The organism is Microbacterium sp. A93 (assembly GCF_051842835.1).
In genome coordinates this window covers 59,105-82,762 of sequence record NZ_JBPXMT010000005.1, presented here as the reverse complement: position 1 = coordinate 82,762, position 23,658 = coordinate 59,105, and the positions used below count along the sequence as shown (strand labels likewise).

22 protein-coding genes are annotated in these 23,658 nt (G+C 64.4%); 13 read left to right on the top strand and 9 right to left on the bottom strand.

Annotated elements, in window-relative coordinates:
* Positions 1 to 6: 6 nt before the first annotated feature.
* The 9 genes from ACSU1G_RS13825 to ACSU1G_RS13785 all read left to right on the top strand — a co-directional run bounded on the left by ACSU1G_RS13825 (position 7) and on the right by ACSU1G_RS13785 (position 12,122).
* Positions 7 to 951 carry an acetaldehyde dehydrogenase (acetylating) gene (locus ACSU1G_RS13825; protein ID WP_439280533.1) on the top strand — a complete coding sequence of 315 codons (945 nt, stop codon included), beginning with the start codon at positions 7 to 9 and terminating at the stop codon, positions 949 to 951.
* Entirely contained in the window at positions 948 to 1,985 is a 1,038-nt protein-coding gene (dmpG, locus tag ACSU1G_RS13820) for a 4-hydroxy-2-oxovalerate aldolase (RefSeq protein WP_439280532.1), read from the top strand. Before ACSU1G_RS13825 ends, dmpG begins: the two co-directional genes overlap by 4 nt.
* Before the next feature lie 50 nt (positions 1,986 to 2,035).
* Positions 2,036 to 3,352, top strand: a complete 1,317-nt coding sequence (locus ACSU1G_RS13815; RefSeq protein ID WP_439280531.1) for an MFS transporter — start codon at positions 2,036 to 2,038, stop codon at positions 3,350 to 3,352.
* A gap of 88 nt (positions 3,353 to 3,440) precedes the next feature.
* Positions 3,441 to 4,640 (top strand): class I SAM-dependent RNA methyltransferase, encoded by a 1,200-nt coding sequence (locus ACSU1G_RS13810; RefSeq protein ID WP_439280530.1) that lies wholly within the window; start codon positions 3,441 to 3,443, stop codon positions 4,638 to 4,640.
* Between the two features lie 28 nt (positions 4,641 to 4,668).
* Positions 4,669 to 5,331 carry a response regulator transcription factor gene (locus tag ACSU1G_RS13805; RefSeq protein ID WP_439280529.1) on the top strand — a complete coding sequence of 221 codons (663 nt, stop codon included), beginning with the start codon at positions 4,669 to 4,671 and terminating at the stop codon, positions 5,329 to 5,331.
* Complete coding sequence (locus ACSU1G_RS13800; RefSeq protein WP_439280528.1) at positions 5,321 to 6,550, top strand: sensor histidine kinase; 1,230 nt, start codon at positions 5,321 to 5,323, stop codon at positions 6,548 to 6,550. The genes ACSU1G_RS13805 and ACSU1G_RS13800 overlap by 11 nt, the downstream gene beginning before the upstream one ends.
* The gene (locus ACSU1G_RS13795; RefSeq protein WP_439280527.1) at positions 6,547 to 7,548 is read left to right on the top strand and encodes a hypothetical protein; all 1,002 of its coding nucleotides are present in this window, start codon (positions 6,547 to 6,549) and stop codon (positions 7,546 to 7,548) included. Before ACSU1G_RS13800 ends, ACSU1G_RS13795 begins: the two co-directional genes overlap by 4 nt.
* Positions 7,549 to 7,796: 248 nt before the next feature.
* Positions 7,797 to 8,996, top strand: coding sequence for an ROK family protein (locus ACSU1G_RS13790; protein ID WP_439280885.1), 1,200 nt, complete (start codon positions 7,797 to 7,799; stop codon positions 8,994 to 8,996).
* A 99-nt stretch (positions 8,997 to 9,095) separates the two neighbouring features.
* The gene (locus ACSU1G_RS13785) at positions 9,096 to 12,122 is read left to right on the top strand and encodes an alpha-mannosidase (protein ID WP_439280526.1); all 3,027 of its coding nucleotides are present in this window, start codon (positions 9,096 to 9,098) and stop codon (positions 12,120 to 12,122) included.
* Between the two features lie 82 nt (positions 12,123 to 12,204).
* Here the strand turns inward: ACSU1G_RS13785 and ACSU1G_RS13780 are convergent, their stop codons facing one another.
* The 4 genes from ACSU1G_RS13780 to ACSU1G_RS13765 form a co-directional block, all read right to left on the bottom strand.
* The gene (locus ACSU1G_RS13780; RefSeq protein ID WP_439280525.1) at positions 12,205 to 12,435 is read right to left on the bottom strand and encodes an acyl-CoA carboxylase subunit epsilon; all 231 of its coding nucleotides are present in this window, start codon (positions 12,433 to 12,435) and stop codon (positions 12,205 to 12,207) included.
* The gene (locus tag ACSU1G_RS13775; protein ID WP_439280884.1) at positions 12,432 to 14,027 is read right to left on the bottom strand and encodes an acyl-CoA carboxylase subunit beta; all 1,596 of its coding nucleotides are present in this window, start codon (positions 14,025 to 14,027) and stop codon (positions 12,432 to 12,434) included. Before ACSU1G_RS13775 ends, ACSU1G_RS13780 begins: the two co-directional genes overlap by 4 nt.
* Positions 14,028 to 14,137: 110 nt before the next feature.
* Positions 14,138 to 14,836, bottom strand: coding sequence for an HNH endonuclease signature motif containing protein (locus tag ACSU1G_RS13770; protein ID WP_439280883.1), 699 nt, complete (start codon positions 14,834 to 14,836; stop codon positions 14,138 to 14,140).
* Positions 14,837 to 14,905: 69 nt separating this feature from the next.
* A complete protein-coding gene (locus tag ACSU1G_RS13765) occupies positions 14,906 to 15,745 on the bottom strand; it encodes a hypothetical protein (protein WP_439280524.1) in 840 nt (279 codons plus the stop codon).
* 214 nt (positions 15,746 to 15,959) lie between these two features.
* Between ACSU1G_RS13765 and ACSU1G_RS13760 the strand changes: the two genes are divergently transcribed.
* Entirely contained in the window at positions 15,960 to 16,265 is a 306-nt protein-coding gene (locus tag ACSU1G_RS13760) for a helix-turn-helix domain-containing protein (protein ID WP_439280523.1), read from the top strand.
* Between the two features lie 3 nt (positions 16,266 to 16,268).
* Here the strand turns inward: ACSU1G_RS13760 and ACSU1G_RS13755 are convergent, their stop codons facing one another.
* The 4 genes from ACSU1G_RS13755 to ACSU1G_RS13740 all read right to left on the bottom strand — a co-directional run bounded on the left by ACSU1G_RS13755 (position 16,269) and on the right by ACSU1G_RS13740 (position 18,686).
* Positions 16,269 to 16,553, bottom strand: a complete 285-nt coding sequence (locus tag ACSU1G_RS13755) for a HigA family addiction module antitoxin (RefSeq protein ID WP_439280522.1) — start codon at positions 16,551 to 16,553, stop codon at positions 16,269 to 16,271.
* A gap of 6 nt (positions 16,554 to 16,559) precedes the next feature.
* Positions 16,560 to 16,865, bottom strand: a complete 306-nt coding sequence (locus ACSU1G_RS13750) for a hypothetical protein (protein WP_439280521.1) — start codon at positions 16,863 to 16,865, stop codon at positions 16,560 to 16,562.
* A gap of 75 nt (positions 16,866 to 16,940) precedes the next feature.
* Complete coding sequence (locus ACSU1G_RS13745) at positions 16,941 to 17,909, bottom strand: hypothetical protein (protein WP_439280520.1); 969 nt, start codon at positions 17,907 to 17,909, stop codon at positions 16,941 to 16,943.
* A gap of 84 nt (positions 17,910 to 17,993) precedes the next feature.
* Positions 17,994 to 18,686: an NTP transferase domain-containing protein gene (locus ACSU1G_RS13740; RefSeq protein ID WP_439280519.1), complete on the bottom strand. Its 693-nt coding sequence runs from the start codon at positions 18,684 to 18,686 to the stop codon at positions 17,994 to 17,996.
* Positions 18,687 to 19,436: 750 nt separating this feature from the next.
* On the opposite strand from ACSU1G_RS13740, the gene ACSU1G_RS13735 reads away from it, so the two are divergent.
* Genes ACSU1G_RS13735 through ACSU1G_RS13725 form a run of 3 tightly spaced genes read left to right on the top strand, consistent with a single transcriptional unit; the run spans position 19,437 to position 22,325 of the window.
* Positions 19,437 to 20,468: an ABC transporter ATP-binding protein gene (locus tag ACSU1G_RS13735; protein WP_439280882.1), complete on the top strand. Its 1,032-nt coding sequence runs from the start codon at positions 19,437 to 19,439 to the stop codon at positions 20,466 to 20,468.
* A complete protein-coding gene (locus tag ACSU1G_RS13730) occupies positions 20,444 to 22,009 on the top strand; it encodes a hypothetical protein (protein WP_439280518.1) in 1,566 nt (521 codons plus the stop codon). The genes ACSU1G_RS13735 and ACSU1G_RS13730 overlap by 25 nt, the downstream gene beginning before the upstream one ends.
* Before the next feature lie 49 nt (positions 22,010 to 22,058).
* Positions 22,059 to 22,325 carry a DUF3039 domain-containing protein gene (locus tag ACSU1G_RS13725; RefSeq protein ID WP_439280517.1) on the top strand — a complete coding sequence of 89 codons (267 nt, stop codon included), beginning with the start codon at positions 22,059 to 22,061 and terminating at the stop codon, positions 22,323 to 22,325.
* On the opposite strand, the gene ACSU1G_RS13720 is transcribed toward ACSU1G_RS13725, so the two are convergent.
* Complete coding sequence (locus ACSU1G_RS13720; protein WP_439280516.1) at positions 22,322 to 23,647, bottom strand: nicotinate phosphoribosyltransferase; 1,326 nt, start codon at positions 23,645 to 23,647, stop codon at positions 22,322 to 22,324. The genes ACSU1G_RS13725 and ACSU1G_RS13720 overlap by 4 nt on opposite strands.
* Between the last annotated feature and the right edge of the window lie 11 nt (positions 23,648 to 23,658).

The window sequence follows — 23,658 nt, the reverse complement described above, 5'->3', positions numbered from 1 at the left end:
GTCGCAGTGCCACGCACGGTAAAAGCCGCCATCATCGGTTCAGGAAATATCGGCACGGATCTGTTGATCAAGATCATTCGCGGGTCGAGCGTCCTCGAAGCTTCGGCCATGGTCGGGATCGATCCGGCCTCCGACGGCCTCGCTCGCGCCGGTCGCCTCGGCGCCATTCCCATCGACAGCGGCGTGGACGGTCTCATCGCCCACGACATCTTCGCTGACATCGAGATCGTCTTCGACGCCACTTCGGCCTCCGCGCATGTGGTGAATGCGGCGAAGCTCACCGCGGCCAAGCCCGGCATCCGCCTCATCGATCTGACACCGGCTGCGATCGGGCCGTACTGCGTCCCGGTCGTGAATCTTGAGGAGCACCTTGATGCTCCCAACGTGAACATGGTCACCTGCGGCGGTCAGGCCACCATCCCGATCGTCTCGGCTGTCTCAGCGGTCACCAAGGTGCACTACGCCGAGATCGTGGCATCCATCTCCTCGAAGTCCGCCGGACCGGGCACACGGGCGAACATCGACGAGTTCACCGAGACGACCTCCGCGGCGATCCGCGAGGTCGGCGGTGCCGAGTACGGCAAGGCGATCATCATCCTGAACCCCGCTGAGCCCCCCGTGCTCATGCGCGACACCGTCTTCGTGCTGTCGGATATCGCGGATGAGGCCGAGATCACCGCATCCATCGCGTCGATGGTCGACAAGGTCAACCAGTACGTCCCCGGGTACCGCCTCAAACAGGAGGTGCAGTTCGACCGCATCGAGGTGCCGGTCAACGTGCCGGGGTACGGCGAGTTCACGGGCCTCAAGACTTCGGTGTTCCTTGAGGTCGAGGGTGCGGCGCACTACCTGCCCGCGTACGCAGGAAATCTCGACATCATGACCTCGGCGGCGCTGCGCACCGCCGAGACGATCGCGACCCGCTCTCTGCAGGTCCAGGAAGTGGCATGACCATGTTCGACCCCACGAAGGACAAGCTGTTCATCTCCGACGTCACCCTGCGTGACGGCAGCCATGCGGTCGGCCACCAGTACACGGTGGAAAACGTTCGAGATGTCGTAACCGCGCTCGATAGCGCCGGTGTTGATTCCGTAGAGGTTGCCCACGGCGATGGGCTGAACGGATCCAGCGTCAACTACGGTTTCGCGCGTCACTCGGACACCGAACTCATCGAGGCTGCCGCCGAGGTCGCGAACGACATCGCCATCGCGACGCTGCTGCTCCCCGGCGTCGGCACGATCGACGACCTCAAGCGCGCGGCATCGGCCGGTGTCAGCTACGTCCGCGTCGCGACACACTGCACTGAGGCCGACGTCTCGGCACAGCACATCGCCAAGGCGCGCGAGATGGGGCTCAACACCACCGGCTTCCTGATGATGAGCGCTATGGCGACCCCGGCGAAGCTCGCCGAGCAGGCCAAGCTCATGGAGGGCTACGGCGCTCAGTGCATCTACGTCGTCGACTCGTCCGGTGCACAGAACATGGATGACATCACCGACCGGGTCACGGCGCTGCGCGACGTGCTCGATGCCTCCACAGAGATCGGCGTTCATGCACACCACAACCTGTCGCTCGGCGTCGCGAACTCGATCGCCGCAGTGCGTGCAGGGGCGAACCGTGTCGATGCGAGCCTGACCGGGATGGGAGCGGGCGCGGGCAACGCGCCGCTCGAGGTGTTCATCGCGGCCGCGGACAAGATCGGCTGGAATCACGGCACCGACCTGTTCGCTCTGATGGATGCCGCGGATGACATCGTGCGTCCTCTGCAGGTGCGTCCCGTCCAAGTCGATCGCGAGACGCTCACACTCGGCTACGCCGGCGTCTACTCGTCCTTCCTGCTGCACGCCGAGCGTGCGGGCGCGAAGTACGGCGTCCCCGCACACGAGATCCTCCTCGAGGTTGGCCGTCGCCGACTGGTGGGCGGTCAGGAAGACCTGATCGTCGACGTCGCCCTCGACATCCTCGCCGGCCGCAAGGCCGCCTGACGTTCATCGCAGCCGATGACGTGTTCAATGATGAAAGGCATCCAAGAGAAATGACTGAAGTGCAGGAAAAGATCCCCGAGAAGGCAGACCAGATCTCATCGTCTGAGCGTCGTCGCGCCCTTGCGGGCTCAGCGGTGGGATCCGCGATCGAGTGGTACGACTTCTTCCTCTACGGAACCATGTCGGCGCTCGTGTTCGGACCGTTGTTCTTCACGTCCGACGATGTTGGTCTGAGTAACATGCTGGCGCTCGCCGCATTCGCGCTGTCGTTCCTGGTGCGCCCGATCGGGGGCATCCTGTTCAGCCACATGGGCGATCGGATCGGGCGCAAGAAGACGCTGGTCGTGACGCTCACGATCATGGGCATCTCGACGCTGCTGATGGGCCTGCTGCCCACCTACGCAATGATCGGCGTCTGGGCTCCGATCCTGTTGACCACGCTGCGACTGCTACAGGGCCTGGCGCTCGGCGGCGAATGGGGCGGCGGATTGCTGCTCGCCGTCGAATACTCGCCGCGCAAACGTCGCGGCATGTGGGGCGCGGTCCCGCAGACCGGTGCTCTTCTCGGCCTTGCTCTTGGAAACCTCGCGGCCACCGGCGCCATGGCCATCTTCCCTGAAGAGGCGTTCCTCTCGATCGGATGGCGCATCCCGTTCATCCTTTCCGTCGTGCTGGTCGCCGTGGGGCTCTGGATCCGCCATTCAGTCGGTGAGACGCCGTCGTTCCGCAAGGTGGTCTCTGAGCGCAAGACAGCCAAGCTCCCGATCGCTCTGATCCTGCGCCGTAACTGGCGTGAGGTGATCATCGTGATCCTCGCGAAGTTCATCGAGACGGCGACCTTCTTCCTGTTCGCGACGTTCTCGGTCTCTTACGCCGTGACTCTCGGATTCACGCAGACCGAGGCGCTCAATGCCGTGCTCGTCGCCGCGGTGGTCGCCATTCCGGTGATGCTGTTCTGGGGACGGGTGTCTGACAGGATCGGACGAAAGAAGGTGTTCATCGGCGGAGCGATTGCGGTGGCGCTGTACACCGTGCCATTCCTGTGGATGATGAACCAGCAGAACTTCTGGTTGCTGCTCCTCGCGCTTGTCATCGGCTTCGGCGTCATCTGGGCCAGCTACGGCGCCGTGCTCGGCACGTTCTTCGCCGAGTCGTTCCCGCCGGACGTCCGCTACACCGGGGCTTCGCTGGGGTACCAGGTCGGCGCGGCCATCGCTGGAGGCCCTGTGCCGCTCATCGCCACCGCGATCGTGGCAGGTGCCAACAACTACGGTGGCATCGGCATTCTGATCGGCATCTGCGCCATCATCTCGGTCGTCGCCGTACTGTTCGCGCGCGACCGGACGGGTCAGCCGTTGGACGATTGAGCAGATAAACCTCAAATCGGCCCCCACGCGTACGCGTCGGGGCCGATTTGTGTTCGATATGCCGCGTCAGACGTGGGATCCTGGAGGGATGACTTCCTCTGCGGGCCAGCTGCTCGACCTTGACATCACCGGCATCGCTCACGGCGGCACCTTCATCGCCCGTCACGAGGGGCGTGTCGTGTTCGTTTCCGACGCGATCCCAGGGGAGCGCGTGCGCGTGCGCATCACGGAGTCCACCAAGTCGTCGTTCTGGCGCGGCGAGACCGTCGAGGTGCTGGAATCGTCACCGCACCGCCAGCCGCATGTATGGCCAGAGGCCGATGTGTCGCGTGACCCCGCAGAACGAGCGGGCGGCGCCGACCTCGGACACATCAAGCTGGCGCACCAGCGCACGCTGAAGCGCCAGGTGCTGCAGGAGGCATTCGACAAGTTCGCCGGTCCTGGCCTGGTTGCTCCCGAAATTGCACCCGTTGACGACGGAAATGGCACCGGCTGGCGTACGCGCGTCTCGCTGCACGTGGACGACGACGGAATCGTCGGCCCGTATGCGGCGCGCAGCCACCGGGTGATCCCGGTGCAGTCGCACCCCCTCGCGCGCCGCCGGGTAGCGGCAGAGGCGCTCTCGCAGAAGAACGCTAAGCCTGGACGCATTGACCTTGTTGAGTCCGCAGACGGTCAGGTGCACGTCATCCGTCGCCCGGCGAAGGGCAAGCGCCCAGCCGCACAGGTCATCCGCGAACAGGTGGGCGAGCGCAAATTCCAGGTGGATGCTGATGGCTTCTGGCAAGTGCATCCTCGTGCGGCCGATACTCTCGACACCGCCGTGCGCTCGGCGCTCGCCGGACGGGTCGACCCGGAGAAGACGCATCTTGACCTGTATGGCGGCGTCGGTCTGTTCGGAGCCTCATTGGGAGAGCTCGGCGCGACCAACATCGTGACGGTGGAATCGAGCAGGCGTGCCACCGAGCTCGCGCAGCAGAACCTCGAGGACTTCGACGTGCACGCGGTCACCGGGCGCGTAGACAAGTACCTCGAAGGCTTCCCCAACGGCGAACGAGTCGGTGCTGTCGTGCTGGATCCGCCTCGCGCCGGCGCCGGCCGTGCCGTGGTCGAAGGGCTGCATGCGCTGAGCCCTGACGCGATCGTCTACGTGGCGTGCGACCCGGTCGCGCTCGCTCGCGACCTCGGCACATTCCGCGAACTCGGCTGGGAGACGGCATCGCTCGCGGCCTTCGACCTGTTCCCGCACTCGCATCATTTCGAGGTCGTCGCCCTCCTCACGAGGTGAGTGCTCAGCAGATCGGTAGGCTGGGTGCATGAGCAGGGTCGCACTCATCGACGATCACGAGTCCGTTCGCCTCGGGCTCGAATTGGCGTGCGAGCGAGACGGGGCGCAGTCCGTGGTCTTCTCCGGCAGCACAGTCGGGTCGTATCTCGACTGGCGACGGTCCACTGGCGCTGCTCCCGCTGATGTCGTTGTTCTCGATCTCACGCTCGGCGACGGCACCACCGTGACCGAGAACGTGGCGACTCTGGTGGCCGATGGCGCCAGTGTCGTCATCCACAGCGTTGCCGACCGACCAGCGGCTGTGCGTGAATCGCTCGCTGCCGGAGCCGCAGGCATCGTGAGCAAGTCATCCGCCCTTGATGATGTGCTTGATGCCATCCGTACGGTCGCTCGTGGTGACGCGCTCAACAATGTGGAGTGGGCCAGCGCCGTCGAGGGGGATCGCGAGTTCGCCGATGCGCTGCTGTCGACACGTGAACGCGAGGTGCTGCGGCTGTACGCCACCGGACTGCCGTTGAAGGTTGTCGCTGAACGGCTGGGCGTTGCCTATTCGACGGCCAAGGAGAACATCACGCGCGTGCGTGTGAAGTACGTCGATGTCGGTCGACCTGCGCGAACCAAGATCGACCTGCTTCGGCGCGCGATGGAAGACGGCATCGTCGCTGGCGACGGAGCCGCGAGTGTCGGCTGATACCGCTCTTCGCGACGCCTGGAGTCAGATTCCGTCCCCAGGCACTGCGGAAACCGAGTTCGAACGCTTCACCGGTAAACGGATGGAGCGCATCCTCGCCACAGTCGTGGCGATCGGATCGACGCTGCTGGGTGCCCAGGCGCTGGTCGCTGCCCTCGGCGGCGTTTCGCAGGGTGCGTCCGCTGGTTACATCGCGCTCATCGTCATCGTGTACGTGCCGTTGCTCGCCATGCTGCTCGCATGTGTGACCGGTCGCGGAGTGCGCCTCGCGTCTGCCTGCTTCGCCAGCGTCTACGTTGTCGCCCTCGCGGCATGGCCGCTGGTCATGGACTCCAACCGTGCGCCGGGACAGCCATGGATCTTCTTCCTGGTCAATGTCGGCGTCGTCGCCGCGATGCTCGCTTTCCCGATGAAGCTCCAGCTGGTCTGGGCATTCGGGGTCCCGCTCGTCTATGGCTACGTTCGCCTCGTCGAGGGTGAGTTCACGAGCAGATTCTGGACGAGCGCCGCCTTTGACGTATCGTTTACGATCATTCTCGGAATCGTCATCCTGTCGCTCGGATGGATGTTCCGCGCTGTCGCCGCTGGTGTCGATAATGCCCGTGGCCAGACGGTCGCCTCGTACGCTGCTGCGGCCGCGGCGGCCGCCGCAGAGGAAGAGCGCGTGTCGATCGCCGCGCTGATGCACGACAGCGTGCTCGCGGCGCTGATCGCCGCAGAGCGCGCGGACACCGATCGCGCGCGTGACCTGGCTGTCTCAATGGCCAGAGAAGCGCTCACTCGGCTTGCGAACACCGACGCCGGTATTGCGCAGGAAGGCAGCGACGCGCCGGTCGCGACCGCGCAGATCGTCATCGAGCTGCGCCGAGCGCTGTCTGAGATCGGCGCGGATGCCGTCGTCGAAGAACGTGGCAGTGCCGGGTCCGTCCCTGGCCGGGTGGCACGTGCGCTCGTCCTTGCCGCGCGGCAAGCGATCGGCAACGCCGTCACCCATGCGCATGGCCGTGGTCTTCACCTCGTCGTCGATGAAAAGGGCGATGATGAGGTCTCCGTCACCGTTGCTGACACCGGTCCCGGATTCGATGTGGATGCCATCGGCGAGGACCGCCTGGGAATCCGGGCATCCATCATCGCGCGAATGGCGGGAGTGGCCGGGACAGCGACGATCGTATCTGGCTCTGCGGGCACTACCGTGACGCTCGGATGGGAGCGGGCATGAACCGCTCAGTACGCAGCGTTGCCACGGCGCTCGCTGTCGGATTCGCGGTCTATTTCGCGGCGCGTGCCGTGTGGTGGATCGTGCAGCCGACGGTCCCGCTGCTCATGGTGGCGGCGATTCTGCTCTACCTGATAGTGATGATGGCCACCGTGCTCGTCGAAGCGCCCGGTGGGATGCAGATGCCGCTGTGGTGGGGAGTGGTCGCCGTCGTGGCGAGCGCCGCGATCCCTCCAATGGTGAGCGCGTCGCTGCTGCCGATTCACCGGACAGCCCCGTTTGCGACCTGGTACATTGGCGCGCTGGGCCTGCTCGCAGTGGTCTGCATCGTCAGGCGTCGAGCAATCGCTGGGTGGCTGGTGTTGCTGGTGTTGACGACCTCATCCACCGTGTATCTCGGGGTGCTTGTCGCCCTGGAGCTGGGGCTGGTCGGCTCAATCATGTGGACGATCGTGGCGCAGCTGCTGGTGGTTTTCTGGGATCGTGCGGTGCGGGACACAGAACATCTTGCCGACATTCAGCAGGCAGTCTCTGCCTGGCATGCGACCCAGCTGGTCCGCCAGCGAGAACGGCGGGTTCGCGTGCAGTACGCGCTGGGAACTGCAGGACCGGTGCTTACGCGCACGGTCGCATCTCACGGGCACCTCACCGAAGAAGAGCGTCTGGAGGCACGGCTTGCCGAGGGGCGGCTGCGCGATGAGCTGCGTGGTGCGAGCCTGCTGAATGATGCCGTTCGGGACGCGATTCAGCATGCTCGACTGCGAGGTGCAGCGGTGACGGTGTTCGACGAAGGCGGTCTGGAGGAGCTCGACGAGCAACGTCGTGCGGAGATTCGCGATGAGCTTGCCGATGTTCTCGCTCGCGCCGACACCGGTCGATTGATTATTCGCGCGGCGCGCGACTCGAAAACGGCCGTGACCGTGGTGGGGCGCTCGAGTGCGGGCGATTCCTCTGATGAGGATTCCGTCGGCCTGTGGCACGAGATTCCGCGCGAACGTTGAGATGGGCGAGGGGCGGCGTTGCCGCCTGCCCCTCGCCAGGTGCGGTGCAGTTACCCGAAAACTGACCGCGGTGGTCGATCTACGTCTGCCTACCCTGGGGCAGAGAGACCGAACGAACGCTAAGCGTTGGAACCAGTCTGCGGGAACGCAAGCATCTTGTCTGTAGGTATTTTGGGGGACAAGAAGTCAGCCTCATGCGACATGATGGAGCCGTGAGCGTACGCCGTCGTGGAACGAATCTGCCGAAGATGGGCGACTTCAATCAGTCCGTCATCCTGGAGACCATCCGACGCTCAGGCGAGGGCCTGAGCCGGATCGAACTGGTGGATGCGACCGGACTCTCGGCGCAGACGGTGACGAACATCACCCGGAGACTGCTGGATGACGGGATCATCGAAGAGGCTGGCCGCACCATCACGGGGCCGGGGAAACCTCGCACCACTCTGCGGCTGAACGCAGACAGTCGGCTCTCGATCGGCGTGCATCTTGACCCGGCGGTCATGACGTTCGTGCTGTTGGACCTCTCTGGTTCTGTGATCGAGCGCACCACGAAGCGCACGCCCGCAAACGATCCGCGGCGCATTATCAAGGCGATGTCCAAGGCGATTGATGAACTGATCGTCCGCTCCGGAGCCGATCGCGAGCGCATCGCTGGGATTGGCGTCGCGACACCCGGGCCGCTTGATTCCGCCCGAGGCACCGTGATCGACCCGCCCAAGCTGCACACGTGGCATCGCGTGCCACTGCGAGACTCTCTTGCCGAGGCGACCGGATTCCCCGTCACATTGGAGAAGGACACGACGGCTGCCGCTGTCGCTGAACTGTGGACGGGTTCCAGCCCGACGCACGGCTCTTTCCTGTTCGTCTACCTCGGTATTGGCATCGGTACGGCGCTGGTGCTTAACGGTGAGGCTGTGCAAGGTTCATCGCGCAACGTCGGTGAGGTCGGTCACATCATCGTCGACCCCGATGGTCCGCTGTGCGGGTGCGGGAAGCGTGGCTGTGTTGAGGTCGTGTGCACGCCGCAGGCGATTGTGGAGCGCGCCGAGCGCGCGGGTATCTTCGCTGACGATCGCGAGAGCAGCGATGCCGCATCGGTTGACGAGCGCTTCACTCAGCTGTGCGCGCGTGTCGCCGCGGGAGATGCGGACGCGGCAGCGGTGCTGGATCAGGCCGCGCAGCACCTCTCGGTGTTGATCTCAGGAATGACGAACATGCTCGATGTCGATCGCGTCGTGCTGGGTGGACCGTTCTGGTCGCGTGTCGAAGAGCTGTACCTGCGGCGTCTGCCCGAGCTGCTTGATCATCAGAGCGCCACGCGTGCCGTGCGAGAGTTGCCGGTGTCCGGCACTGTCGTCGGAGACGACGTCGGCGCGGTGGGCGCGGGCTGCGTGGTGCTGGACGAGGTACTCTCGCCCCGCGCATCTGCGCTGTTCCTGGGTCACTGAGCGCTCCGCCAGGCTCACTGTTTGGGTGGGACCCCTTGACAGGAGTAAATCTAATCGATTTACTATCTAGTATCCCACTGCCCTGGAGTCGGTTGCCGAATGCATGACACATCCGCGCTGATTGAAGCGAGAGTTCGTCGCTTTGTCGATGAACGTTTGCGTACGAATGTGTACCTGGATCTCGAGCCGTTGACATTGGCACGTTGGGAAGTGCCGGGGGAGCCGGTACCGTTCGCTGAAGCTGTTGGCCAGGTTTATGAACCGTTCGTCGTTGGGACGCGCTGGGGGCGCCCGTGGGGTACGACGTGGCTGAGAGTGACCGGAACGGTACCGGGCACTACCGGAGCCGAGCTGCTCTTCGACCTCGGATTCAACGCCGCAGAACCCGGATTTCAGGCTGAGGGCACCGTCTATCGCCTGGACGGTTCGATCCTGAAGGCGGTGGAGCCGCGCAACGCCTACGTGCCGTTGGAGGGCGACGCAGGCGACACATTCGAGCTGTATCTGGAGGCTGCGGCCAACCCCGACGTCGCGGACGGGTTCCGTGATTTTCGACCGACGCCGCTGGGAGAGCTGGAGACGGCGGGGGACGATCCGCTGTACGTGTTCCGTCAGGCGGATATCGCAGTGCGCGATGTCGTCGTCTGGGAGTTGTTGCAGGATGCCACGGTGCTGCTGCAACTGATGGCGGAGCTTTCGGACACACCGCGTCGAGCAGAGATCCTGCGGGCGCTGGAGCGCATGGTCGATGCTGCTGATCCGGATGACATCGCGGGAACGGCGGCGGACGCGCGGGCCGCGTTGGCCGAGGTGCTCTCTCGACCCGCATCCGCCTCTGCGCATCGCGTGCACGCGATCGGGCATGCGCATATCGACTCCGCATGGCTGTGGCCAGTGCGCGAGACCCAGCGCAAGGTCGCGCGAACATTCTCGAACGTGCTGTCGCTGCAGGAGGAGAGCGACTTCACTTTCGCGGCCTCCTCGGCGCAGCAGTACGCGTGGATGAAGCAGTTCCAGCCGGAGCTGTTCTCACGGATGCGGGACGCTGTGGCATCCGGTCGTTTCGTGCCTGCCGGGGGCATGTGGGTCGAATCCGATACGAATCTGCCCGGCGGTGAGGCGCTGGCGCGTCAATTCGTGCGTGGCAAGCGATTCTTCATGGACGAGTTGGGTGTCGAGCCACTGGATGTCTGGCTGCCGGACTCGTTCGGCTACTCTGCCGCGCTGCCGCAGATTGCCCGCGCAGCGGGTTCGCGGTGGATGCTGACGCAGAAGATGTCGTGGAACGAGACGAACGCGATGCCGCACCATACTTTCCTCTGGGAAGGGCTGGACGGAACGCGCATCTTCACGCACTTCCCGCCGGTGGACACGTACAGCGCGCAGCTGACCGGTGCGGAGTTGGCCAGGGCTGAGCGCAAGTACGCCGAGAAGGGTGTCGCGAACACGTCGCTCGTGCCGTTCGGATACGGCGATGGTGGCGGTGGCCCGAACCGCGAGATGGTGGCGGCTGCGGCGCGACTGCGATCACTGGAAGGTTCGCCCACGGTCACGTTGTCATCGCCGGCACAGTTCTTCGAGACGGCAGAGGCAGAGTATCCGAATCCGCCGGTGTGGTCGGGGGAAATGTACCTCGAGTTCCACCGTGGCACCTACACGTCACAGGCGCGCACGAAGCGCGGCAATCGTCGCAGCGAGCATGCACTGCGTGAAGCGGAGCTGTGGGCGACGGCTGCGGCCTTACGCGGCGCGGAGTATCCCTATGGCGAGTTGGGCGGTTTATGGGAGACCGTGTTGCTGCAGCAGTTCCATGACATTCTTCCCGGCACCTCGATTGGCTGGGTGCACCGGGAAGCAGAACGTCGCTACGCCGAGGTCTTGGCGTCGACGGAGCGCATCACCGTGCAGGCTCTGCGAGCGGTTGCCGGGGAGGGCACGACGGAGCTTGTTGCGAACGCGGGACCCTATGCATGGGAGGGGGCAGCAGCGATGGGGATCGCTGTCGTTTCCCCCATCGAGGCGCCACCCGCGACAGTTGCGCGGACGATGGGCGGATTCGATCTGTCGAATGAGCACCTTGCCGTGCACATCGACGAGTCGGGTCTCATAACGTCGCTCATCGTCCGCGCGACGGGGCGTGAAACGATTGCGCCGGGGGAGCGGGGAAATCTTCTGCAGTTGCATCGCGATACGCCTACGCAGTGGGATGCCTGGGACATCGATGAGCACTACCGTCGTCACGTCATCGACCTGACTGACGTGGTGTCGATTGATCTGGTTCCGCATCCGACTACGGCAATCGTCTGCGTGGTCCGTAGCCGGGGGGCTACTCGGATCACGCAGACTCTCTCCTTGGCGGCGGATTCTCATGCGCTGGAGATCGAGACGACGGTGGATTGGCATGAGCGGCAGAAGCTGCTCAAGCTCGCATTCCCCTTCGATGTCCATGCTGATCGCGCAAGTTCGGAGATCCAGTTCGGGCACGTGCAGCGGCCGACGCACACGAACACGTCGTGGGACATGGCGCGGTTCGAGACGGTGGCCCATCGCTGGGTGCATGTCGGTGAGAATGGCTTCGGCGTGGCTGTTGCGAACGATTCCACCTATGGGCATGACATCACGCGTGCGACCCGTTCCGGTGGCGGAACGATCACGAACGTTCGAGTGTCGTTACTGCGGGCGCCGTTGTACCCCGACCCGGAGGCGGATCAGGGCGAGCACACGTTCAGGGTGAGCATTCGACCGGATGCCGAGATCGCGGATGCTGTGCGCGAGGGGTATCGGCTCAATCTGCCGACGCGCACTGTCGCGGGGGCGGGGCCGGTTGAGTCATTGGTCGCGGTGTCGTCGGACGCAGTGGTGGTGGAAGCGGTGAAGCTCGCTGAGGATCGCAGCGGTGACGTGATCGTGCGGCTGTATGAGGCGCATGGTGGGCGTGCTTCGGCGATGCTGACGACGGCTTTCGATTTCGACAGCGTGATCGAGACGGATCTGTTGGAGCGCGAGGTGGATGCTGCGGCCGTGACCGCGGCGGCGCTTGATGGGACCGAGGTGACGTTGCGGCCGTTCCAGTTGGTGACGTTGCGCTTCGCGAACCCGGTGCTGCGCGCCTCGTCTGGTCTCTGAGCGTCTGTCGGCCTCGTCCGGTCTCTGAGCCTGTCGGCCTCACCTGAGCCTGTCGAAGGTGCGGCTCAGGGCATCCGCGACGTCAGCCCGAGAAGCGTCCCCACGGGATGTCGCGACGCAGTGGCGCGCGTAGCGAACGCTGGGTGCGCTGCCATGCTGACACGGACGACTCTTCGGCGACTGCATCCGCGGCTTCTCGCTCATACGCGTCAGTGACGACGGCGATGAGCGCGGCAAGTTCCTCTTCGTTCGCGGTGCCGCGGACGAAGTGGAGGTCTGCTGCCCGGTTGGAGTTGGCGTCGGTGTCTGTCACAGCGGAATGTTCCCGTGCTTCTTCGGCGGCAGTTCGCTGCGCTTGCCGCGGAGGGATCGCAGTGCCTTGGCGATCGCGACGCGGGTGTTCGCGGGTTCGATGATGCCATCGATTTCGCCGCGCTCCGCGGCCAGGAACGGCGACGTGACGCTGTAGGTGTACTCGTTGGCGAGGCGGGTGCGGACGGCCGCGACGTCTTCGCCGGCGTCCTCTGCCTTCTTGATCTCACCGCGGTAGAGGATGTTGACGGCGCCCTGGCCGCCCATGACTGCGATTTCTGCGGTGGGCCATGCGAGGTTGACGTCAGCGCCAAGCTGCTTGGAGCCCATCACGATGTAGGCGCCGCCATAGGCCTTGCGCAGGATCACGGTGACCATCGGCACCGTGGCTTCGGCGTAGGCGTAGATGAGCTTCGCGCCGCGGCGGATGACGCCAGTCCATTCCTGGTCGGTGCCGGGCAGGTAGCCGGGAACGTCGACGAGGGTGACGATCGGAACCGAGAAGGCGTCGCAGAAGCGCACGAAACGGCTGGCTTTCTCGCCGGCTTCGATGTTCAGCGTTCCGGCCATCTGGGAGGGCTGGTTCGCGATGATTCCGACCGAGCGGCCTTCGATGCGGCCGAAGCCGATAACGATGTTCGGCGCGAACAGCGGCTGCACCTCGAGGAAGTCGTCGTCGATCACGTGGTCGATGACGGTGTGGATGTCGTAGGGCTGGTTCGCGGAGTCGGGGATGATCGTGTTCAGCGTGCGATCGGCATCCGTCGTCTCGAACTCGAAGGCGCTCTCATAGGCGGGGATCTCCGCCATGTTGTTGTCGGGAAGGAATCCGAGGAGCGTGCGCGCGTAGTCAAGGGCGTCGTCTTCGTCCTCTGCGAGGTAGTGCGCGACGCCGGAGCGGGTGTTGTGCGTGTATGCGCCGCCGAGCTCTTCCATGCCGACGTCTTCGCCGGTGACGGTCTTGATGACGTCGGGGCCGGTGACGAACATTTGGCTGGTCTTGTCAACCATGATGACGAAGTCGGTGAGTGCGGGGCCGTAGACGGCGCCGCCAGCTGCGGGGCCCATGATGATCGAGATCTGCGGGATGACGCCGGAGGAACGAGTGTTCAGGCGGAAGATCTCGCCGTACTTGCTGAGGGCGAGCACGCCTTCCTGGATGCGGGCGCCGCCGGAGTCGAGGATGCCGATGATGGGCATGCCGCCGGTGAGGGCGTATTCCATGATCTTGATGATCTTGTCACCGGATACTTCACCGAGCGATCCGCCGAACGTGGTGAAGTCCTGCGAGTAGACAGCGATGGTGCGGCCGTGGATGGTGCCGAAACCGGTGACGACGGAGTCGCCGTACGGGCGGTTGCGGTCCATGCCGAAGGCTGTGGAGCGGTGGCGCACATATTCGTCGAACTCGACGAAGCTGCCGGCGTCGACGAGAAGCTCGATGCGCTCGCGGGCGGTCATCTTGCCCTTGGCGTGCTGCTTCTCCTTCGCCTTTGTCTCGGCGTCGAGCACCGCGTCGCTGTAGCGCGCGCGGAGGTCGGCGATCTTGCCGGCGGTCGTAGAAAGGTCAGGGGTGTCCGTCACGGATTCCACACTAGCGCCGGGATGCGCAGTGACGTTGGATGCTCGCCACAACGGGTTGGCGAATCCTTTGGTGGATTGCTGTGTCGACTGGTGGATTGCTGTGTCGAGATGCGCAGCATTCATGACGCTGGCCGGAATCGTCGTGGCGATAGATCGATGTCTTCGAACGCGTATCGCAGAGCGAGTCTTCGCACGAGGAGGACACCGTCGCCCGACGGGTGGCGCAGCATGAATTCGCCGCCCGGATCTCGCGATATGGACCACCCACCGTTGTGGAGCTGTAGATGATGGAATCTGCACAGCAGAATCCCGCGGTCGAGGTCGGTGCATCCGCCGTCGACCCAGTGGTCGATGTGATGCGATTCGCAGTATGACGCTGGTCGATCACATCCTTTCCACCGGCATCCACCATCGCGAACGGCGAGCGCGATGCGTTGTTTCGTCGTGAACAGCCGCTGTTCTCGGCCGACATCGAGCGGATTTCCGCAGGAGTCGACGATGACGGGAATGGTGCCCGTGTTGCACGCATGCTGGTCGGCGACCGAAGACGGGATGAACGCCAGCCCGTCTTCGGTGTGCGCAGGCCCGTGTGCGCCGTTCGTTTCGACGGTCTGCACGAGTCGCACGCCGGCCTGGCGCGTTCCGAACACGGTCTTCGCATCGGCGAGAGCTCCCGCGCGCAGCACGTCGGTCATGAGGTCGTGCGCAAGCTGCTCGTTGGTGCGCGGATCGTCGCTGAGGTCCTTCGCGGCCGCCCGCTCGTCGGAATCGACGAATCGCGGCCCGCCGCGTCGTGGACGAAGGGCGGCATCATGAATCGTTTGGACCAGTGCGCCCGACTCCTCGTCAAAGATGAAGCTGCCGTGGCGTACGCCGTCTGCGTCGGTCTACATGCGGAAAGAACGTCGTGCATAGCGTTGTTCGAACCGGGCGGCTGCGCCGTCGGGGTCGAGCCGGTCGCGAATTGTTCGTGCGGCCGATCCGAGCTCTTCGACCGTGCGCTCTGCGGATTCGATGATGAGTTGCTCTGCAGCCAGTTGCCACGCTTCGCGCCAGATCTGCGCGAGCTGCGCGGCGTCGGCCTCCGAGCTGAAGCTGTTGGAATCGATCGTCGGCGGCTCGCCGAGCCCTCGCCGAATCGCGTCATGCTGGGCCGCGGTGATCGTTCCATTGATCAGTGCATGACTCAGCGGTGCATGCCAGTTCCGTGGTGCCGCTGCCGGCTGTGCATCTTCTCGGCCGGAGCCGAAATCGGTCTCGTGGTCGGGGCCGGCCTGGTCGCCGGAATCGGCCTCGTTCTCGGAATCAACGCCTGCGTCAGAACCTGAGTCAAAACTTGCGCCGGAACCCGCGCCTGTCGTTTCAGCGTCGTCATCAACCGGAGCCGACCCGTCATCAAGCAGGGCCGATCCCACGCGTGCCGCGCGCGCAGCCTCAGCGCGGGTCGAGCCGGTGATGCCCTGAATCAATGATTCGGCGCTGCGATGACCGCGTGATTGTGCAAGGCCGGAGTGCCCGGCCCCTCGAGTTGAACGGAGTGCCACCACGCCGGCGGCCGTGAGGATGACGTGTTCGACCTGCTTCGCGAGCTCGGCGGCCTGTGTGAGTACGGCCACGACCGTGTCGTCATCGAGCGTGCGGAGCGTCGATGGCAGTGCGAAGGCAGCTTCGTCGCACCTGCCGCGCAATGCGGGGATCAGGTCAACTAAATCGGTGAAAGCTGCCATCATTCATAATGACGCGAGCCACGGACATTAGAAGATAAATACGAGCAAAATGAAGCCAGGCCGAATAACGAACAGGTAACGCTTATTCTGCGGCCCACTGCGCAGCAAACTCTTCGTAGGCGAGCGCCCCCAGTGGCCGGATAAATCGGACAGGCATGAAAGCCCATGCTTGCATGCGCGTGGTGACCGAGCGGTTCGCTTGGATGCTGGAGGAATGAAGGAACCGCGATCTCGAGCATCCGAGCAAGTCGGGCTGCGGGTCGCGGAACTGCGGAGCAAGACGACGATGAGCCGCGCCAAACTCGCCGAGCGCGCGGACATGGATGTGTCTCACTTGGCGCGCATCGAGAAGGGGGTCGGGAACCCGACCCTGTTCGTCCTCATCCAGCTCGCCACAGCACTGCAGGTGAAACCGTCGGTATTCCTCGACGGATTGACCGCTGCTGACCTGCCCGAAAACCTCAAGCCGTATTCAGAGGCCGACTTCCGTCGCGAGCTCCGCCGCCGCGAGGGCGCCTGAGCGTCAGGCCACTTCGCGCTCGACCTGCCTGACCCGGCTGAGATCGACAGTCTGCCGGGCGACCCACAGATCGTGTGAAGTCTGCAGTGCCAGCCAGCTCTCGACGGTGCGGCCAAGTGCCTTAGAAAGACGCAAAGACATCTCGGGAGTCACACGGCTTGTGCCGTTGAGTACTCGGCTGAGCGTTGAGGGGGAGACGTCGAGCTCGGCCGCCAGCTCCCGGGCGCTCATATCGAAAGGCGTCAGATACAGCTCGGTGATGAATTCGCCGGGTAGCGTGTTGCGCAACGCGCATCAAGCCACAAACCTCCACACGTATTCCAGCCCGTCACTCGGCCGGAACCACGCGATCGTGACGACGACCTCATTGAGATCTGCCGCACACAGGCACAGTTCGATGTCCTCCGAGGGAAGCACCTGCCCCCACAATTGTGTGCGCTCACGCCCGGCGTCATCGTCGCGGAACACCCGCACGAAATCGACGGCTTCGCGGCCCTGATTGATCACCACAGGGTGCGCCGGATCGTCGCGGCGGATGAGCCACGGCACCCGGTAAGCAGGAGCAGGCGGTCGTTCGGTCGGCTCGATAGGTCTCAACATGCGGGCCACGCTAGAAGTGGCCGCCGACGCGCGAGCGCTCCCAGAAGCGTGCGGAGAATGAACCGGGGAGAACCCCTAAGAATCCAGTTCTGTGGAGAGCGAGTCGTCAGCCTCCGAAGCATCTGCATCCAAGTCGCGCCGCTTGCGCTTGCTGCGAGTCACATCATTGACCTTGTGACCGACCCAGCCCGCGCCTCGCACCACGGTTCCCGCAGCACCGGCAACGGCTGATCCGGCGTAGCGCACTCCGCGCAGCATCCGCAGTTCGAGTTTCTCGGCGCCGGTGACGGGCTCCAACTCGGCCGGCAGCATGGCGGGCGCAGCCCCGAACGCGCGACGTGATGTCGTCAGCACGCGTCTGCCGAGCAGATGGTTCCCCGCTCCGCCGACCGCAGCCCCGATACCGAACGGCAAAGCCTTGCCAAGGAAAGACGCACCTCCGGCCGCAGCGAAGTGCCGCACGAATACCGTCTTGAGCTGGTCAACGACCGGACCGACCGCCGCACGGGGGAGCGACTTCGTCACAAGCTCACCCCAGTAGGACGAACGAACGCCCCCGCGCCCAGTCGCCTGCTTCGCGAGTTGTCCGACTAGATCCACGCCCTCTTTGCCGAGCATCAGCGTCATCACCAGCGCTCGCGCCCGATCAGGGTTCTCGATCGCGATGCCGTGGATCTCCGCAACAGACTGCGCGAACAGGGCCGTCGATTCGACGAACCCGACCGTCTCCACGCCCGACAGCGCCAGCGTGATTCCGGTGCCGATACCAGGAACGACCGCCGTTGCGCCTACGGCCGCGCCTCCAGTAGTCACCGCCGCAAGATAGCGGCGCTCAAGAATACGCACGAGCTGATCCGGCGTCGCATCCGCATTACGCAGACGGATGCTGCGGATATGAGCCAGCACGAGCGGACGCTGAATAGCCAGCACGCGATCGAGCCCGCGCACGGCGAACGGATGCTCAGTCGAACCCACGGGAGCAACTTCCCTGTCCCACGGAGCATCGTCCGGGAGGGTGTGGATCTTGTGCACCTTCTTAGCCATCACGATGATCCTAGAATCTCTCCCCGAGAGAAAGCAGAAAGCCGCCCCGTCGACATGCGAGGGGCGGCTTTCGGATGCTGATGGTCAGACGTACTGGTTCGCGCGCTCGAGGTCTTCTGCGAAGTCGACCTCGACGGCGTACAGGTCAGAGACATCCATCGGCTCGAGGAGCAGAGCATCCTCGGCGATAGCGAGCTCAAGACCGCGCTCGAAGTAGTCCTGGTCCTCAACGCGCTGCAGCTGACGCATGAACGCCTTCTTGTGCGTCGAGGAGATGTAGTTGATGCCGACTGCTTCGCCGAGCCCGCCCTTGACGGTCTTCGACAGTTCGTTGATGAAGCCCTCGGCCGTGACCGTGTACTTCACCTCTTCATCGCTCACCCTGGAGGTGTTGACAGTGACGAACGACTGGTCGCGCTCAATGAACTCGATCGCACGGCCGAGGATCAGCGGGTCGAAGACGACGTCACCATTCATCCAGAGCACGCCGCCCTTGCCGGTCGCAGCGAGGGCACGCAGCAGGCTCTTAGAGGTGTTGGTCTCGTCGTAACGCTCGTTGTGAACGTAATTGACGTGAGGGAACGCCTCGATGATCGTCTCGGCCCGGTAGCCAACAACTGCCGTGATGCGGGCATCGCTGCCGAAGGCTGCACGGATGTTCTCGTGCTGCTGCTGCATGATCGAGCGGCCATCGCTGAGCTCGGTCAGCGGCTTGGGCAGGGCGCGCCCGAGGCGCGAGCCCATACCAGCGGCAAGAATGACGGTTTGAAGAGTCACGGATACTCCTAAAAATAATCTGTGTTCACGGCCGGTTCATCGGCCAGACACCCCTTCGTGCCGCCTTCATGCTAGCGACGCCCCCTGGGAAGCCTCGGGTTATGCCGCCTCCGTTGCCATTTCGTAATCAGCTACACACCGGACGCACAGGTGACAATTGTTTCGCTCGACCCGGAGAAAGTCCATCGCCGTTGATAGCGTAAGACAGTGACTTCTCCTCTTGATGACCGTGCCGATCAGCCGGAAGACGTAAAGGCCGCGTCGGCCGACGCCTCCGTACCGCGCGCCACGCGTCCTGCAGCGAAGAAGACGCCTGCGCGCACGACGAAATCTGCGGCGGTGAAGACAACGGCCGCGCGCTCCACGACTGCTGCGAAGAAGCCGACTGCCAAGACTGCAACCGCCAATAGTGCCTCCGCCAAGACTGTGGCGGCGAAGACTGTGGCGGCGAAGACTGCGGCTGACAAGACTGCGGCGGCCACGACGGCTGCAAAGAAGAGCAGTGCAGCCCAGACCGTGGCTGTGAAGGATGCCACTGCGCGTGCTGCAGCGACCAAGGCCGAGGTAAAGAAGACGGCAGCCAAGACCGCCTCCGCGAAGACGGCGGCCGCCCAAACCGCTGCCGCGAAGAAGGCGGCGGCCGCGAAGCGGGCCGCTGCCACGAAGCGTGCCGCCGCGGCGAAGGATGCTGCGGCGAAGGATGCCGCGGCGACAGATGCTGCGGCGACAGAGGAATCCAACAGTGTCGAGATCACCCCGCCGCTGGTAAAGCGCAAGCCGCGGCCCAAGACGGCTGTCGCCGCAGACGCTGCAGCACCGACGGCCGAGGCCGTCAGCGCGCCGGCGGCGCCGGCGACCGAGCAAGCATCTCCGGTCGAGCCCGAGCCTGTAACCCCCGAACCCGTAGCGCCCGAGCCTGAGCCCGTAGAGCCCGAGCCCGAACCCCTCGCCGAGCCCGACGCCCCATCTCCAGTGGCGGATGCGGTCATCCCGATTGCCGACGCCGCTGCTGCCCCACCTGCAGCCGACGCGGTCGTGATCCGCGGGCTTATCAAAGACTTCGGCGACCACCGAGCGGTGAACGGCATCGACCTGACGATTCCTGCCGGATCCTTTTACGGCATCGTCGGACCGAACGGCGCAGGAAAGACGACGACGCTTTCGATCCTCGCGGGGCTTCTTCGCGCCGACGCCGGTCAGGTGGTCGTCTGTGGCATCGATCAGGCCACCGATTCCCTCGCTGCCAAGCGCGTCATGGGTGTGCTGCCCGACCGCCTGCGCACCTTTGATCGGCTGACCGGCCGGCAACTGCTGCACTATTACGGGCTTCTGCGGGGACTCTCTGCTGACGTGATTGAGAAGCGGTCTGCAGATCTGGTCCGTGCCTTCGACCTCGCTGATTCTGTCAGTCGTGTCGTCTCCGACTACTCGGCCGGCATGACCAAGAAGATCATGCTCGCCGGGGCCATGATCCATTCACCGCGCGTGCTGGTGCTCGATGAGCCGTTCGAGGCTGTCGATCCGGTGTCATCAGCGGTGATCCTCGACATCCTCCGTGCCTATGTCGCCCACGGCGGCACTGTCATCCTGTCCAGCCACGGAATGGATCTCGTCGAACGAGTCTGCTCTCGCGTGGCGATCATCGTCGGTGGCGATGTGCTGGCTGAGGGAACCATCGACGAAGTGCGTGCCGGTCAAACGTTGGAGTCTCGTTTCGTCGAACTCTCCGGCGGCATCGGCGAGGTGGAGGGGCTCGAGTGGCTGCACACATTCTCCGACTGAGGTTTGCGCTGATGCTCGGCGCCCTCCGGGGCGGACGAACAGCGCGTTCACTGGTGGGCCTCGCCGTGCTCGTGATTATCACGGGCGCGGTCTGCGTCGCGATATTGAGCCTTGCGGATGCTCCGCTGCCCGTTGCGCGTACGGTGCTCGTGCTGGGAGGCGCTGCAACTTTCCTCGGTTTCCTGCTCGGGCCGATTTTCACCGGCGCGACAGATCAACTCGATCCGCGGCGGTTCGGGGTCTTCGGCGTCGACGAGCGACAGATGCCTTGGATCCTCGCCCTCGCCTCGATGATCAGTGTGCCGTCATTCGCGCTGCTGGCGATCATTGTCTGCTCAACGATCGTCGCCATCGAATTCGGTACACCGTGGCTCGCCGCCGTTCTGGGGGCGTTCCTCCGTCTGCTGGCAGCGACTGTCGCGGCACGCATCGGGATGGCGCTCAGCGCACTGTTGCTCCCAGAACGCCGCTCTCGAGAGCTGACCGCGTTGTTCGGGCTGGCTGTCGTTGTCGTGGCGTTCCCGGTTGCCGTCTTCTTCGCATCGCTGGAATGGGACGGGCGGGTGCCAGACGCCGTCGCGGTGGTAGCAACAGTGGCCGGGTTCACCCCGTTCGCCGCAGGCTCTGCCTTCCCGCTGGCAATCGCCGCCGGAGACGTCGCTGGCACCTGGCTCACCGGCATCATCGCGTTCGCGACTTTGTTCTCCCTGTGGATGCTGTGGTCCTGGCTGGTCCGCCGACTGCTCACGACGACCGAGCGACCGGCGACATCTCGCGAACGATCCGGCCTCGGCTGGTTCGGGCTGCTGCCGGCAAACGCATTCGGCGCGATCGCGGCTCGCAGCCTCGTCTACTGGCTGCGTGATCGCCGTTACATCGTGAACTTCGTCATCGTGCCCATCGCCGGCGTGCTGACGGTCTTCCCGCTTCTCGTTGCAGGCGTACCGCTGTACATCGCCGCGCTCGTACCCGTCCCACTCATGGCGCTGTTCTTCGGCTGGCTGCCGCACAACGACGTCGCGTATGACTCCACAGCACTGTGGATTCACGTCGCCAGCGGGGTGCGCGGGTTGCCGGATCGCCTGGGCAGACTCATCCCGGTCGCCCTGGTGGCGATTCCTGCCCTTGCTGTCGCGATCTCACTGACTTTGGCCATGGTCGAGAGCTGGTACCTGCTGTTGCCGATGATCGGGCTCGCGTCGAGCCTGTTCCTTTCCGGCCTGGGGCTCTCCAGTATCTCTTCGGCGGTCTCGCCTTACGCGGTTTCGCGCCCCGGCGACAGTCCTTTCCAACAGCCTCAGCGATCGGCATCCCGTGGCGGGTTCGGGCCTGCCGTCGCTTTCATCGGCGCCATCATCGTGAGCGCGCCCACGATCGGGCTGTTCATCATGACGGTGATCTCGGACGGCGTCTACAACCCGATGACCTTCTGGATTGGTCTCGGGACCGGACTGGTCATCCTGGCGCTCGGGGCGGTTGTCGGCGGTCGGATCTACGATCGTGGCGGCGAACGGCTGATGGAGTTCGTTGAGACGGCATGAGCGGCCGTTTTGCGCCCGCCATGTCGCCAGGGCAGTTAGAATCGGCGATATGAGTACTCCGCTTGACAGCCCCGATCAAGGTGGCGTGGCCACGCTTGATCGCGAACTGGAAGAACTTCTCAAGGAAGAGAACCTCGAGCCGGGCGACCACGAGCGCTTCTCGCACTACGTCAAGAAAGACAAGATCCTTGAGTCTGCGCTCTCCGGCAAGCCGGTGCGTGCGCTGTGCGGCAAGAAATGGACGCCGGGTCGCGACCCGGAGAAGTTTCCGATCTGCCCGACGTGCAAAGAGATCTACGAAACGATGGTCGGCTAGTCAGCGTCGACGAACACCGTCGGGATCGCAGGATCTGACTTGCTGAGCGCCAGCGCGCGAACGGGCAGTTCCTCGCGAACGCGCATGTGATGCTCTCTGGCGGATGCCGTGCCTGCAACGCCTTCGTACGCGCTGTCGATCTCGCCAGCATCGACGAACGTAACCTGCAGCGGGCGCGAGTCCGGATACTCTGCGGGGGTCGCGAGCGCTTCGAATCCGTCGGATACGATCACGGTTTCGGCCACTGCCACGCCGTCGCGTAGTGTGCGAAACGCAATCTTGCGACCGCCCTTCGAACCCTTGTCGGTTGAGGCCTTTGCCACTGAGACCCAGCCCTGGGACGGATCCTCTCGCGCGACAAGTTTGTAGACCATGCTTGCTGTCGGATACCCGGATCCGGTGACGACCGAGGTACCGACACCGTAGAAATCAACGGGGGATGCCGCGAGTGCGGCTATCGCGTACTCATCGAGATCGCTGGTCACGGTGATCTTCGTTTCCGTCGCTCCGAGCTCGTCGAGCTGCGCGCGCACGACAGCGGCGACGGTCGGCAGATCGCCGGAGTCAAGTCGCACACCGCCGAGCGCGGTGCCAGCCACGCGGATGGCGGTCTCTACACCCTTTCGAATGTCATAGGTGTCGACGAGCAACGTCGTATCGACACCCAGGCTCTCGATCTGGGCGCGGAAAGCATCCTCCTCCGTGTCATGCAGAAGCGTCCACGAGTGTGCTGCCGTACCCATGGTCGGGATGCCCCATGTGCGACCTGCTTCGAGATTGCTGGTAGCTGCGAAACCGGCGATGTAAGCGGCACGCGCCGCGGACACTGCCGACATCTCAGCCGCACGACGTGACCCCATCTCCGACATTGGCCGCTCGCCGGCGGCAATGCTCATGCGCGAGGCCGCAGTTGCGACAGCGGAGTCATGGTTGAGAACGCTCAGCGCGAGCGTCTCCAGCACGACAGCATCCGCAAAAGTGCCCTCGACAGTGAGAATGGGAGAGCCGGGGAAGTAAAGCTCGCCCTCGCGGTATCCGTGGATGGACCCGGTGAACCGGTAGTTCTCCAGGTATTTCAGGGCCGCGGCATCCACCACGTCGCCGTCGCGCAGGAAACGCAATTCGTCATCACCGAACCGGAAATCTCTGAGCAGCGAAAGCAGGCGCCCTGTGCCCGCGACGACACCGAAACGGCGCCCACCGGAGAGTCGCCTGGAGAACAGCTCGAACACGCTGGCGCGCGCGGCCGTGCCGTCACGCAGCGCGGCGCCGAGCATCGTGAGTTCATATCTGTCCGTCAGCAGAGCCGTCGACGAGTTCATGCGCTCAGTTT

Coding starts and splice junctions, on each gene's coding strand:
- dmpG (WP_439280532.1), top strand. CDS start 948: ATGACCATGTTCGACCCCACGAAGGACAAGCTGTTCATCTCCGACGTC.
- ACSU1G_RS13815 (WP_439280531.1), top strand. CDS start 2,036: ATGACTGAAGTGCAGGAAAAGATCCCCGAGAAGGCAGACCAGATCTCA.
- ACSU1G_RS13810 (WP_439280530.1), top strand. CDS start 3,441: ATGACTTCCTCTGCGGGCCAGCTGCTCGACCTTGACATCACCGGCATC.
- ACSU1G_RS13805 (WP_439280529.1), top strand. CDS start 4,669: ATGAGCAGGGTCGCACTCATCGACGATCACGAGTCCGTTCGCCTCGGG.
- ACSU1G_RS13795 (WP_439280527.1), top strand. CDS start 6,547: ATGAACCGCTCAGTACGCAGCGTTGCCACGGCGCTCGCTGTCGGATTC.
- ACSU1G_RS13790 (WP_439280885.1), top strand. CDS start 7,797: ATGGGCGACTTCAATCAGTCCGTCATCCTGGAGACCATCCGACGCTCA.
- ACSU1G_RS13785 (WP_439280526.1), top strand. CDS start 9,096: ATGCATGACACATCCGCGCTGATTGAAGCGAGAGTTCGTCGCTTTGTC.
- ACSU1G_RS13765 (WP_439280524.1), bottom strand. CDS start 15,745: ATGGCAGCTTTCACCGATTTAGTTGACCTGATCCCCGCATTGCGCGGC.
- ACSU1G_RS13760 (WP_439280523.1), top strand. CDS start 15,960: ATGAAGGAACCGCGATCTCGAGCATCCGAGCAAGTCGGGCTGCGGGTC.
- ACSU1G_RS13750 (WP_439280521.1), bottom strand. CDS start 16,865: ATGTTGAGACCTATCGAGCCGACCGAACGACCGCCTGCTCCTGCTTAC.
- ACSU1G_RS13745 (WP_439280520.1), bottom strand. CDS start 17,909: ATGGCTAAGAAGGTGCACAAGATCCACACCCTCCCGGACGATGCTCCG.
- ACSU1G_RS13725 (WP_439280517.1), top strand. CDS start 22,059: ATGAGTACTCCGCTTGACAGCCCCGATCAAGGTGGCGTGGCCACGCTT.
- ACSU1G_RS13720 (WP_439280516.1), bottom strand. CDS start 23,647: ATGAACTCGTCGACGGCTCTGCTGACGGACAGATATGAACTCACGATG.